The sequence below is a fragment of the Citrobacter sp. Marseille-Q3906 genome, from assembly GCF_916618775.1.
Taxonomy (GTDB): Bacteria; Pseudomonadota; Gammaproteobacteria; order Enterobacterales; family Enterobacteriaceae; genus Citrobacter; species Citrobacter murliniae.
Genome location: NZ_CAKAKA010000002.1, coordinates 1,740,700 through 1,753,971, shown reverse-complemented (window position 1 = coordinate 1,753,971; position 13,272 = coordinate 1,740,700). Strand labels below are relative to the sequence as shown.

Below are 13,272 nucleotides of genomic sequence, written 5' to 3'. Positions count from 1 at the left end.
CTTTCAGAGCGTTAACTTCGCAGGCAATCAAGCAATGTCGATTTATCAGAGAGCCGTCAGGCTCCTACAGGAGACAACCGATGAGTAAATTCCTGGACCGGTTTCGCTACTTCAAACAGAAGGGCGAAACCTTTGCCGATGGGCACGGCCAGCTTCTCGATACTAACAGGGACTGGGAGGATGGATACCGCCAGCGTTGGCAGCATGACAAAGTCGTGCGCTCAACCCATGGGGTAAACTGCACCGGTTCATGCAGCTGGAAAATCTACGTGAAGAATGGTCTGGTGACCTGGGAAACTCAGCAAACTGACTATCCGCGTACCCGTCCTGATCTGCCGAACCACGAACCACGCGGCTGCCCGCGCGGTGCGAGCTATTCCTGGTATCTCTACAGCGCTAACCGTCTCAAATATCCGCTGATGCGCAAACGTCTGATGAAGATGTGGCGTGAAGCGAAAAGACTGCACAGCGATCCGGTAGACGCATGGGCATCCATCATTGAAGACGCCGATAAAGCAAAAAGCTTCAAACAAGCGCGTGGTCGTGGTGGGTTTGTCCGTTCTTCCTGGCAGGAAGTGAATGAACTGATTGCGGCTTCCAACGTTTACACGGTCAAAACCTACGGTCCTGACCGTGTCGCTGGTTTCTCTCCGATCCCGGCAATGTCGATGGTTTCTTACGCTTCCGGCGCACGCTACCTGTCCCTGATTGGCGGTACCTGCCTGAGCTTCTACGACTGGTACTGCGACCTGCCGCCTGCGTCTCCACAGACCTGGGGTGAACAGACCGACGTACCTGAATCTGCTGACTGGTACAACTCCAGCTATATCATCGCCTGGGGCTCTAACGTTCCGCAGACCCGTACTCCGGACGCCCACTTCTTCACGGAAGTTCGTTACAAAGGCACCAAAACCGTTGCGATTACGCCGGACTATGCAGAAATCGCCAAGCTGTGCGACTTGTGGCTGGCGCCGAAGCAGGGTACCGATGCCGCGATGGCACTGGCGATGGGCCACGTTATGTTGCGTGAGTTCCACCTCGATAATCCGAGCCAGTATTTTACCGACTACGTGCGTCGTTATACCGACATGCCGATGCTGGTAATGCTTGAAGAGCGTGACGGCTACTATGCTGCGGGCCGTATGCTGCGTGCTGCGGATCTTGTTGATTCTCTGGGTCAGGAAAACAACCCGGAATGGAAAACTGTCGCGATTAATACCAATGGCGATATGGTCGCGCCAAACGGCTCAATCGGTTTCCGTTGGGGCGAAAAAGGCAAATGGAATCTTGAGCAGCGTGACGGCACGTCTGGTGAAGAAACCGAACTGCAGCTCAGCCTGCTGGGTAGTCAGGATGATATCGCTGAAGTTGGTTTCCCGTACTTCGGCGGTGAAGGTACAGAACACTTCAATAAAGTCGAACTGGAAAATGTTCTGCTGCATAAACTGCCGGTGAAACGCCTGCATCTGGCAGATGGTTCTACTGCACTGGTGACTACAGTTTACGATCTGACCATGGCTAACTACGGTCTGGAACGCGGTCTGAACGATGAAAACTGTGCGACCAGCTACGATGACATCAAAGCGTATACCCCAGCGTGGGCAGAAAAAATCACCGGTGTTTCCCGCTCACAGATCGTCCGTATCGCGCGTGAATTTGCCGATAACGCGGATAAAACGCACGGTCGTTCGATGATTATCGTCGGTGCGGGTCTGAACCACTGGTATCACCTTGATATGAACTATCGTGGTCTGATCAACATGCTGGTGTTCTGCGGCTGTGTCGGCCAGAGCGGTGGCGGTTGGGCACACTACGTCGGCCAGGAAAAACTGCGTCCGCAGACTGGCTGGCAGCCACTGGCGTTTGGTCTGGACTGGCAGCGTCCGGCGCGTCATATGAACAGCACCTCGTACTTCTATAACCACTCCAGCCAATGGCGCTACGAGTCGGTTACGGCGCAAGAACTGCTGTCACCGCTGGCGGATAAATCCCGTTACACCGGCCATCTGCTGGATTTCAACGTTCGCGCAGAACGTATGGGGTGGTTGCCGTCTGCACCGCAGTTAGGCACTAACCCACTGCGTATCGCCGATGAAGCGGAAAAAGCCGGAATGACACCGGTAGACTACACCGTCAAAGCGTTGAAAGAGGGCACTATTCGCTTTGCGGCCGAGCAGCCTGAAAACGGTAAAAACCATCCACGTAACCTGTTTATCTGGCGTTCAAACCTGCTGGGCTCATCCGGTAAAGGCCATGAATATATGCTGAAGTACCTGCTGGGTACCGAGCACGGTATTCAGGGGCTGGATCTGGGCAAACAGGGCGGTGTGAAGCCGGAAGAAGTGGAATGGCAGGATAACGGTCTCGACGGCAAACTGGATCTGGTGGTGACGTTGGACTTCCGTCTGTCAAGCACCTGCCTCTATTCCGACATCGTGCTGCCAACCGCGACCTGGTACGAAAAAGACGACATGAATACCTCGGATATGCATCCGTTTATTCATCCTTTGTCTGCCGCCGTTGACCCGGCATGGGAATCGAAAAGCGACTGGGAAATCTATAAAGCCATCGCGAAGAAATTCTCTGAAGTTTGTGTTGGCCATCTCGGTAAAGAAACTGATGTGGTTACACTGCCTATCCAGCACGATTCTGCCGCCGAACTGGCGCAGCCGCTGGATGTAAAAGACTGGAAGAAAGGCGAATGTGATCTGATACCAGGCGTAACTGCACCGCACATCATGACCGTTGAGCGGGATTATCCGGCCACCTACGAGCGTTTCACCTCTATTGGCCCGCTGATGGATAAAGTCGGTAACGGTGGTAAAGGGATTGCCTGGAATACCCAGAGTGAAATGGATCTGCTGCGTAAGCTCAATTACACCAAGGCAGAAGGTCCGGCTAAAGGCCAACCTATGCTGAATACGGCGATTGATGCGGCAGAGATGATCCTCACCCTAGCGCCGGAAACGAACGGTCAGGTGGCGGTGAAAGCCTGGGCGGCGCTGAGCGAGTTTACCGGTCGGGACCATACGCACCTGGCTCTCAATAAAGAAGACGAGAAAATCCGCTTCCGTGATATTCAGGCACAGCCGCGCAAAATTATCTCCAGTCCGACATGGTCTGGTCTGGAAGATGAACACGTTTCTTACAATGCCGGTTATACCAACGTTCACGAGCTGATCCCATGGCGTACGCTGACGGGTCGCCAGCAACTGTATCAGGATCATCAGTGGATGCGCGACTTCGGTGAAAGCCTGCTGGTCTATCGTCCGCCAATCGATACCCGTTCGGTGAAAGAGGTGATGGGTGAGAAATCCAATGGCAACCCGGAAAAAGCGCTCAACTTCCTGACGCCACACCAGAAGTGGGGTATCCACTCCACCTACAGTGACAACCTGCTGATGCTGACTTTAGGCCGCGGTGGTCCGGTTGTATGGATGAGTGAAGAGGATGCCAAAGAGATTGGTATTGAAGACAACGACTGGATTGAAGTCTTCAACAGCAATGGTGCGCTGACCGCTCGTGCTGTAGTAAGCCAGCGTGTTCCTGCCGGGATGACCATGATGTACCACGCACAGGAACGTATCGTTAACCTGCCTGGCTCTGAAATTACCGGTCAACGTGGTGGTATCCATAACTCGGTGACCCGCATTACGCCGAAACCGACCCATATGATTGGCGGTTATGCGCACCTGGCATACGGCTTTAACTACTACGGTACCGTAGGTTCAAACCGTGATGAGTTCGTGGTTGTACGTAAGATGAAGAACATTAACTGGTTGGATGGCGAAGGCAATGACCAGGTACAGGAGAGCGTAAAATGAAAATTCGTTCACAAGTCGGCATGGTGCTGAATCTCGATAAGTGCATCGGCTGTCATACCTGCTCAGTCACCTGTAAAAACGTCTGGACCAGCCGTGAAGGGACCGAGTATGCGTGGTTCAACAATGTTGAAACCAAGCCGGGTACCGGTTTCCCGACTGACTGGGAAAACCAGGAGAAAATGAAAGGCGGTTGGGTTCGTAAGATCAACGGTAAACTGCAGCCGCGTATGGGTAACCGCGCGATGCTTCTGGGTAAAATCTTTGCCAACCCGCACCTGCCGGGCCTGGATGATTACTACGAACCGTTTGATTTCGACTACCAGACGCTGCATAACACGCCAGCTGACAGCAAGGCGCAGCCGATTGCTCGTCCTCGTTCGCTGATCACCGGCAAGCGTATGGATAAAATCACCAAGGGTCCGAACTGGGAAGATGATCTGGGTGGTGAGTTTGAGAAGCTGTCGAAAGACAAAAACTTCGAGAACATGCAGAAGGCGATGTACGGTCAGTTCGAGAACACCTTCATGATGTATCTGCCGCGTCTGTGTGAGCATTGCCTTAACCCGGCGTGCGTGGCGACCTGCCCAAGCGGCGCCATCTACAAGCGTGAAGAAGATGGCATCGTACTGATTGACCAGGATAAGTGCCGTGGCTGGCGTATGTGCATCACAGGTTGTCCGTACAAAAAAATCTACTTCAACTGGAAGAGCGGCAAATCCGAGAAATGCATTTTCTGCTACCCGCGTATCGAAGCTGGTCAGCCGACCATTTGTTCCGAAACATGCGTAGGTCGTATTCGCTACCTCGGCGTGCTGTTGTATGACGCGGACGCGATTGAAAGCGCGGCAAGCACGGAAAACGAGAAAGACCTGTACCAGCGTCAACTGGATGTATTCCTCGATCCGAACGATCCGGCGATCATTGAACAGGCGCTGAAAGATGGCATCCCACTGAGCGTGATTGACGCGGCACAGCAGTCTCCGGTGTACAAAATGGCGATGGACTGGAAACTGGCACTGCCGCTACATCCGGAGTATCGCACATTGCCAATGGTCTGGTATGTGCCGCCATTGTCACCGATTCAGTCAGCGGCTGACGCGGGCGAACTGGGCAGCAATGGCATTCTGCCGGATGTAGACAGCCTGCGTATTCCGGTTCAGTACCTGGCAAACCTGCTGACTGCCGGCGATACCCAGCCGGTGCTGTTGGCACTAAAACGTATGCTGGCGATGCGTCACTACAAACGTGCGGAAACGGTTGACGGTAAAGTCGACACCCGTGCGCTGGAAGAGGTCGGACTGACTGAAGCTCAGGCACAGGAGATGTATCGTTACCTGGCGATTGCTAACTACGAAGATCGTTTCGTCGTGCCGAGCAGCCATCGTGAACTGGCGCGCGAAGCGTTCCCGGAGAAAGGGGGTTGCGGCTTTAGCTTTGGTGATGGTTGTCATGGTTCTGACACAAAATTCAATCTGTTCAACAGCCGCCGCATCGATGCTGTCGATGTGACCAGTAAAACGGAGCCGCACCAATGATTGAACTCGTCATTGTTTCGCGCCTGCTCGAATACCCAGATGCTGCCCTGTGGCAGCATCAGCAGGAACTTTTCGATGCACTCGCATCATCTGAGAACCTGGACAAAGAGGATGCTCAGACCCTGGGCATCTTCCTGCGTGATTTAACCGCGCAGGATATGCTGGATGTGCAGGCAAGCTACAGCGAGCTGTTCGACCGTGGTCGTGCAACCTCTCTGCTGTTGTTTGAACATGTTCATGGAGAATCCCGCGATCGCGGTCAGGCGATGGTAGACCTGATGGCTCAGTACGAGCAACACGGTTTACAGCTCGACAGCCGCGAGCTGCCAGATCATCTTCCGTTATATCTGGAATATCTGGCTCAGTTGCCGAAGGAAGAAGCGTTGGGTGGCCTGCAGGATATCGCACCGATTCTGGCGCTGCTCAGTGCGCGTCTGCAACAGCGCGAGAGCCGCTACGCCGTGCTGTTCGATCTGTTGTTGAAACTGGCTAACGCTGCTATCGACAGCAACAAAGTGGCTGAAAAAATTGCGGATGAAGTTCGTGACGACACTCCACAGGCGCTGGATGCGGTCTGGGAAGAAGAGCAGGTGAAATTCTTTGCCGACCAGGGGTGCGGCGAATCTGAAATCTCCGCTCACCAGCGTCGTTTTGCCGGGGCCGTTGCGCCGCAGTACCTGAATATCACCACCGGAGGACAGCAATAATGCACTTCCTGAATACGTTCTTCTTTGACATCTATCCGTACATCGCGGGTTCTGTCTTCCTGATTGGTAGTTGGCTGCGTTATGACTACGGTCAGTACACCTGGCGCGCGGCTTCCAGCCAGATGCTGGATCGTAAAGGAATGAACCTGGCGTCAAACCTGTTCCACATCGGGATCCTGGGTATTTTCGCTGGTCACTTCCTTGGTATGCTGACGCCGCACTGGATGTACGAAGCGTGGCTGCCTTTGGAAGTAAAACAAAAGATGGCAATGTTTGCTGGCGGTGCATCCGGTGTGATGTGCCTGGTGGGGGGCGTATTACTGCTTAAACGCCGTCTGTTCAGCCCACGCGTACGCGCAACCACTACTGGCGCGGATATTCTGGTGCTATCTGTCCTGGTTATCCAGTGTGCGTTGGGTCTGCTGACTATCCCATTCTCTGCCCAGCATATGGACGGCAGCGAGATGATGAAGCTGGTGAACTGGGCACAGTCCGTGGTGACTTTCCACGGCGGCGCTTCTCAATATCTGGACGGTGTGGCGTTCATCTTCCGTATGCACCTGGTGCTCGGTATGACGTTGTTCCTGTTGTTCCCGTTCTCGCGTCTGGTGCATATCTGGAGTGTTCCTGTCGAGTATCTGACGCGTAAATACCAGATTGTGCGCGCACGTCACTAATCCGTTATTTCCGTAAGACAAAACCCTGCTTCGGCGGGGTTTTTTTATAACTGTTTGCAGGATGGTGAATGCAGGCGTTTTTTGTAAGTCTGATAAGCATCGTGCATCAGGCAAATGGTGTGCTCGAATCGAAGCTTCTCATCCTTCCCGCATGGGCAGAATATAGGGGATTGTGATTTGATTGGGTTGAAATGCTACAGGGAAGTGATGGTGGTGGGGGAAGGATTACTCAGCGCTGCGCGCTTCGCCCTTCGGGTCGTTGCCTGCGGCAACGCTTTCTCGCTACGCTCGAATCGAACCTTAGTCGAAGATTCTCGTCCTTCCCCAAGGGCAGAACATTAAGCAGTAGTTTTTGAGTTGGTTATTGTGCTACAGGGAAGTGATGGTGGTGGGGGAAGGATTCGAACCTTCGAAGTCGATGACGGCAGATTTACAGTCTGCTCCCTTTGGCCGCTCGGGAACCCCACCAGGGGTAATTCAAATTGTAGGACGATACTTTGAAATGGTGGTGGGGGAAGGATTCGAACCTTCGAAGTCGATGACGGCAGATTTACAGTCTGCTCCCTTTGGCCGCTCGGGAACCCCACCACGGGGTAATGCTTGTACTGGCCTGCTTCCGGTGGGAAGCGGGGCGCATCATATCAAATGACGCGCCGCTGTAAAGTATTCCGTTGATAAAAAAGAACTGGTTGCCTGATTTTTACGCGTAAAGATGTAAAGGTAACCAATTTAATTATCAATCGATTACAGAATAATCGTTCGGTTACCGTAGACAAAGACTCGCTGGGCCAGAACCTGATACAAGGCCCGGCTTAAAACATTTTTTTCTACGTCGCGGCCCGCACGCATCATATCTTCTGCGGTATAGGTGTGATCCACATGAATCACGTCCTGCATAATAATTGGGCCTTCGTCGAGATTATCATTCACGTAGTGAGCCGTTGCACCGATAATTTTAACACCGCGCTCATAAGCCTGATGGTACGGACGTGCACCAATAAAGGCTGGCAGGAACGAGTGGTGAATATTAATGATCTTATTCGGAAAGCGTGAAACAAATTCTGGGGTCAAAACACGCATATATTTCGCCAATACAACATAATCGGGCTGATGTGCGTCGATGGCATCGGCCATTTTCTGATCGTGTTCTTCGCGTGTTAATCCTTCGTGGCTGACCAGCTCAAAGGGAATATCAAAACGCTCAACCAGAGAACGCAGCGTATCGTGGTTGCCAATAACCGCAGCAATTTCAACATCGAGTCCGCCATAATTGGCTTTCATTAACAGGTCACCCAGACAATGTGCTTCCTTGGTGACCAATATAACAATGCGGCGACGTCCTGCCGGCGTTAGTTCGCGAATTGAACCTTCTGGTAAGGCGCTGTCCAGATCGGTCAGTAGCGTGACGTCATTAAAAATACCTTCCAGTTCCGTGCGCATAAAAAAGCGCCCGGTGCGATGGTCAACAAATTCATTGTTTTGCACGATGTTCAGTTCATGCTTGTAACAAATATTGGTGATCCGTGCGATCAAACCTTTTTGATCGGGACAGATAGTGCGAAGAACTTTACGTTGTTGTGAATGCATTGCCGGGGTAATCCTGTTGAGAATGTTTGCATCATTGATGCGCTGTCGGGCATTGGCTAGCCGCAGCACTTTTTAAATTTTTTACCTGACCCGCAAGGGCAGGGATCGTTTCGGCCTGGTTGAGGGCGCGTACCATCAATATAATACCACTGGCCGTTTTCCTTTAAAAAACGAGATCGCTCGATAATTGCGCCTGTTTTCCCCTGTTCAGAAAAACGCGCAACGAAGCTGACATATCCGACATTGTCTGTGTCTGACGTCGCCTGTTCAAAAATGGTCAGTCCGAGCCATTCGGTATGGGCAAACCCTGCGATAATATCATCCCGATAAGCGGCTGCATTACAGTCCGGGTGCCAGGTTTTAATCAGGTAATCTGCGTCTTTCATCACAAAAGCACAGTAACGAGAACGCATGAGGTGTGACGGCGTAGGTGCTACTTGCGCGCCGGACACATAACGGTAGCAACATAGGCTATACTCGACAGCGCTACCACAGGGACAAAGCTGAGACACAAATTACTCCCTGGAATAAAAAAACGGCGTAAAAACGCCACGGTGGCACTATGTTAACTGAGCCGTGGCGATGTTGCTACGTCTGCAAGCCAGGGGAAGTCTGTAGGTACAATGAGAAAAATTAAAATTGGGCTGGCGCTAGGTTCCGGCGCAGCACGAGGCTGGTCGCACATCGGTGTGATTAAGGCCCTTAAACACATGGGCATTGATATTGATATTGTGGCAGGGTGTTCCATCGGTTCGCTGGTCGGGGCCGCCTACGCTTGCAACAAATTACCCGCCCTTGAGCAGTGGGTCTGCTCATTTAGCTACTGGGATGTGTTACGTCTGATGGATCTCTCGTGGCGCAGGGGGGGATTACTGCGCGGTGAACGGGTATTTAACCAGTATCGTAATGTCATGCCGGTGGAAGCCATCGAACAATGCTCTCGCCGTTTTGCAACTGTTGCGACCAATTTGAGTACTGGCCGGGAGCTATGGTTTACGGAAGGTGACTTGCACCTTGCAGTCCGAGCCTCCTGTAGTATTCCTGGCCTGATGTCTCCGGTTGCACATAATGGCTACTGGTTGGTTGATGGCGCAGTAGTTAACCCCGTGCCAGTCTCTCTCACGCGAGCGATGGGCGCTGATATCGTCATTGCAGTCGATCTGCAACATGATGCGCATCTCATGCAACAAGATCTGCTCTCCTTCAACGTCAGCAATGACACAGAGTCGAGTGATGATGAGCTTTCGTGGCATGCTCGCCTGAAAGAGCGGTTGAGTAATATTACTGCGCGACGTGCAGTAACCGCGCCGACGGCGATGGAGATCATGACGACCTCAATTCAGGTTCTGGAAAACCGTCTTAAACGCAACCGCATGGCCGGTGATCCGCCAGATATCCTTATTCAGCCATTTTGTCCGCAAATATCCACGCTGGATTTTCACCGCGCGAGCGCCGCGATTGCTGCCGGGCAGTTAGCGGTAGAGAAGAAAATGGATGAACTTTTGCCCCTGGTGAAGACCAACGTTTAACGCATTTTTTATCAACACTTAAGTAAATTCTGACAGGCGTGAGTAGCAATAGCATGCCACTATTTATTAAAGCCAGTCAGGGGGGAGAATATGACGCAGCCATTGGTCGGAAAACAGATTCTTATTGTTGAAGATGAGCCTGTATTTCGCTCGCTTCTGGATTCATGGTTTTCCTCTTTGGGAGCGACAACGGCTGTAGCAGGCGATGGGCTTGATGCGCTGGAGTTACTTGGACACTTCACACCTGATTTGATGATCTGCGATCTTGCTATGCCGAGAATGAACGGTCTTAAACTGGTCGAATATTTGCGTAATCGCGGCGATCAAACGCCGATTCTGGTTATCTCTGCAACGGAAAATATGGCTGATATTGCCAAAGCGCTGCGACTCGGAGTGGACGATGTACTGCTAAAGCCAGTAAAGGACCTCAACCGCCTGCGTGAAACGGTCTTTGCGTGTCTCTATCCCAACATGTTTAACTCGCGTGTAGAAGAAGAGGAGCGGTTGTTCCGTGACTGGGATGCAATGGTAGATGACCCTGCGGCGGCTGCAAAACTGCTGCAGGAGTTACAGCCTCCGGTTCAGCAAGTTATCTCTCAATGTCGAATTAATTATCGACAACTGGTTGCCGCCGACCAACCGGGGTTGGTGCTTGATATCGCGCCGCTGTCAGACCACGACCTCGCTTTCTATTGTCTGGATGTGACTCGAGCGGGGGACAATGGTGTTTTGGCCGCACTATTATTGCGTGCATTGTTTAATGGACTGCTGCAGGAACAACTGGCACATCAAAATCAACGGTTGCCGGAACTGGGAACATTATTGAAACAGGTTAACCATCTGCTGCGACAGGCCAACTTACCGGGTCAGTTTCCGTTGCTGGTGGGGTATTATCATAGTGGATTAAAAAATCTGATACTGGTATCCGCGGGTCTGAATGCGACATTAAATACAGGCTCACATCACGTACAAATCAGTAATGGTGTTCCCCTGGGGACATTAGGTAATACTTATCTTAACCAGCTAAGTCAACGCTGTGAGTCCTGGCAGTGCCAAATTTGGGGGGCTGGAGGACGCCTGCGTCTGATGTTGTCTGCGGAATGAACAATCGAATAGGAGGAGAATAAAATTACTTCACCTCCTTGTCTGCGTGAGTGCTACTATCAGCGCCAGATTTATTGGTAATTGTCTTAATTATTCCGACCCGCGTCCTTTTCAGACCTGATGCTTGTCGCGGTACTGATATACTCGGATGCGATACAGATTAATGAACACGTTCAATACATGAACAGTCCAGGAGAGTTTTAAATGGCTGCCCTAAATTCAAAAGTCAAAAAGGCCGTTATCCCGGTAGCGGGATTAGGAACCAGGATGCTACCGGCTACGAAAGCAATCCCGAAAGAGATGCTTCCACTGGTTGATAAGCCATTAATTCAGTACGTCGTAAACGAATGTATTGCTGCGGGTATCACTGAAATTGTGCTGGTGACTCATTCGTCTAAAAATTCAATTGAAAACCACTTCGATACAAGCTTTGAACTTGAAGCTATGCTGGAAAAACGTGTAAAACGTCAGCTTCTCGAAGAGGTTCAATCTATTTGCCCGCCACACGTGACTATTATGCAAGTTCGTCAAGGGCTGGCTAAAGGTCTGGGCCACGCGGTATTGTGCGCGCATCCGGTTGTTGGCGATGAACCCGTTGCGGTCATTCTGCCAGACGTTATTCTTGATGAATACGAATCTGATTTATCCCGCGATAACCTCGCTGAAATGATCCACCGTTTCGATGAAACTGGCAGCAGTCAGATTATGGTGGAACCTGTAGCGGATGTGACGGCTTACGGTGTTGTTGATTGTAAAGGCGTTGAATTAACACCGGGTGAAAGCGTACCGATGGTTGGTGTAGTTGAAAAACCAAAAGCCGATGTTGCACCTTCTAATCTTGCTGTTGTCGGACGTTATGTTCTCAGCGCAGATATCTGGCCTCTGCTGGCAAAAACACCTCCGGGAGCCGGTGATGAAATTCAGTTGACCGATGCCATCGATATGCTGATTGAAAAAGAAACAGTTGAAGCCTACCATATGAAGGGCAAAAGCCATGACTGTGGTAATAAGCTAGGTTATATGCAGGCGTTCGTTGAATATGGTATTCGCCATAATACGCTTGGCGCTGAATTTAAAGCCTGGCTCGAAGACGAGATGGGTATTAAGAAGTAACAGTCCGGTATTAATCAGGACGAAACGGCGCTGTTAATCCAGCGCCGTTTTTTTATACCTAATCCGGGTGGGGTGTTGTACGAAGTACAGATAAAAAAATCCCGCCACAGGCGGGATTTTAAGCAAACTAATTCTGAATTAATCCTTGATCAGGAAATCGTCCAGTTGTTTACCTTGTTCTTCCATTGCTTTCTTGATCACAGCCGGTGTACGACCCTGACCAGTCCAGGTTTTGGTTTCACCATTTTCGTCTACATAGCTATATTTAGCCGGACGTGCTGCGCGCTTAGCTTTGGTGCCAGATTTAACAGCAGCCATGCTATTCAGCAGTTCGTTAGGGTCAATACCGTCAGCAATCAGCATTTCACGATATTGTTGCAGTTTACGAGTACGCTCTTCAACTTCAGCAGCGGCAGCGCTTTCTTCTTCGCGACGCTCGCTAACGACAACTTCTAATTTTTCCAGCATTTCTTCAAGCGTTTCCAGAGTACATTCTCTTGCCTGCGCACGAAGAGTACGGATGTTGTTCAGAATTTTAAGTGCTTCGCTCATTTTAGTAATCTCAAACTTATATTGGGGTGGTTTGTTGAGCTAATAATAGAGCTATAAATTCAGTTGTGCAATAGCCAGGAATGTAAGGAATTCAAAATTGCGCTTTATTTAGTATCATTATTTATTCTCCAGTCTTAAATTTTACCTGATGAACGGCATAAAAAAGGCTTATTGGTGAGGGGGCTTCTCATCAGGGGAGAGTAAAAATTCAGGATTCAGGTCACATTTTTACCGTGTTGTAATAGTATCTCTTTGCAGCAATTTCAACCTTTTGTATTAGTTTTGCTTACGGAAATTCGCTATTACGAGGTTGTCACAGCGAGAGGCAATAACAATAAGAGCAAGGGTTCTTTATTGATCTGTGACGATAAGTAGCATTGATGAATTTTGTTAGCACTATTTGTGAAAGAGTGTGTATATACGCGTCATACTTCATGTCACTTGCACTTTGGTTGTGCGCATTTACACCATTACACACTTAAGAATGCTCCCGCGAACACTTACTGTACCCACATTATTTAGGGGGAGGAGGGTGATGAGTGTCCGTTCTTTTATACCTTCTGGTGACGACGAACACCGACAAGTTTGCGAGTTATGCTACAATCCTGCGCATATTTATTTCCCCAGGTGAGGGCTTACGGTCA

Annotated in this window: 10 protein-coding genes, 2 tRNA genes and 1 other RNA gene; 7 read left to right on the top strand and 6 right to left on the bottom strand. The window is 50.7% G+C overall.

Going from position 1 to position 13,272, the window contains the following annotated elements; genetic code table 11:
• The first annotated feature begins 80 nt into the window (after positions 1-80).
• From LG384_RS12470 to narI, 4 genes are read left to right on the top strand one after another with little or no spacing between them, the layout of a single operon-like run.
• A complete protein-coding gene (locus LG384_RS12470; protein WP_225760975.1) occupies positions 81-3,824 on the top strand; it encodes a nitrate reductase subunit alpha in 3,744 nt (1,247 codons plus the stop codon).
• Positions 3,821-5,359 (top strand): nitrate reductase subunit beta, encoded by a 1,539-nt coding sequence (gene narH, locus LG384_RS12465; protein ID WP_045443641.1) that lies wholly within the window; start codon positions 3,821-3,823, stop codon positions 5,357-5,359. Before LG384_RS12470 ends, narH begins: the two co-directional genes overlap by 4 nt.
• Entirely contained in the window at positions 5,356-6,066 is a 711-nt protein-coding gene (gene narJ, locus LG384_RS12460) for a nitrate reductase molybdenum cofactor assembly chaperone (protein WP_225760974.1), read from the top strand. Before narH ends, narJ begins: the two co-directional genes overlap by 4 nt.
• Entirely contained in the window at positions 6,066-6,743 is a 678-nt protein-coding gene (narI, locus tag LG384_RS12455) for a respiratory nitrate reductase subunit gamma (protein WP_045443634.1), read from the top strand. Before narJ ends, narI begins: the two co-directional genes overlap by 1 nt.
• A 208-nt stretch (positions 6,744-6,951) precedes the next feature.
• On the opposite strand, the gene LG384_RS12450 is transcribed toward narI, so the two are convergent.
• From LG384_RS12450 to LG384_RS12430, 5 genes are all read right to left on the bottom strand, one after another.
• Positions 6,952-7,082, bottom strand: a non-coding RNA gene (locus LG384_RS12450) — RtT sRNA.
• A gap of 44 nt (positions 7,083-7,126) precedes the next feature.
• Positions 7,127-7,211 (bottom strand) — tRNA-Tyr (locus tag LG384_RS12445).
• A 35-nt stretch (positions 7,212-7,246) separates the two neighbouring features.
• Positions 7,247-7,331 (bottom strand) — tRNA-Tyr (locus LG384_RS12440).
• A gap of 156 nt (positions 7,332-7,487) precedes the next feature.
• Entirely contained in the window at positions 7,488-8,330 is an 843-nt protein-coding gene (gene purU, locus LG384_RS12435; RefSeq protein WP_045443630.1) for a formyltetrahydrofolate deformylase, read from the bottom strand.
• A gap of 56 nt (positions 8,331-8,386) precedes the next feature.
• Positions 8,387-8,842 (bottom strand): YchJ family protein, encoded by a 456-nt coding sequence (locus tag LG384_RS12430; protein ID WP_045443627.1) that lies wholly within the window; start codon positions 8,840-8,842, stop codon positions 8,387-8,389.
• A gap of 111 nt (positions 8,843-8,953) precedes the next feature.
• Between LG384_RS12430 and rssA the strand changes: the two genes are divergently transcribed.
• The 3 genes from rssA to galU all read left to right on the top strand — a co-directional run bounded on the left by rssA (position 8,954) and on the right by galU (position 12,076).
• Complete coding sequence (rssA, locus tag LG384_RS12425) at positions 8,954-9,859, top strand: patatin-like phospholipase RssA (RefSeq protein WP_045443623.1); 906 nt, start codon at positions 8,954-8,956, stop codon at positions 9,857-9,859.
• A 90-nt stretch (positions 9,860-9,949) separates the two neighbouring features.
• Complete coding sequence (gene rssB, locus LG384_RS12420; RefSeq protein ID WP_045443620.1) at positions 9,950-10,963, top strand: two-component system response regulator RssB; 1,014 nt, start codon at positions 9,950-9,952, stop codon at positions 10,961-10,963.
• 204 nt (positions 10,964-11,167) lie between these two features.
• The gene (gene galU / locus LG384_RS12415) at positions 11,168-12,076 is read left to right on the top strand and encodes a UTP--glucose-1-phosphate uridylyltransferase GalU (RefSeq protein WP_045443617.1); all 909 of its coding nucleotides are present in this window, start codon (positions 11,168-11,170) and stop codon (positions 12,074-12,076) included.
• Positions 12,077-12,214: 138 nt separating this feature from the next.
• Here galU and hns read toward each other — a convergent pair whose 3' ends face one another.
• Entirely contained in the window at positions 12,215-12,628 is a 414-nt protein-coding gene (gene hns, locus LG384_RS12410) for a histone-like nucleoid-structuring protein H-NS (protein WP_006684280.1), read from the bottom strand.
• Positions 12,629-13,272 lie beyond the last annotated feature (644 nt).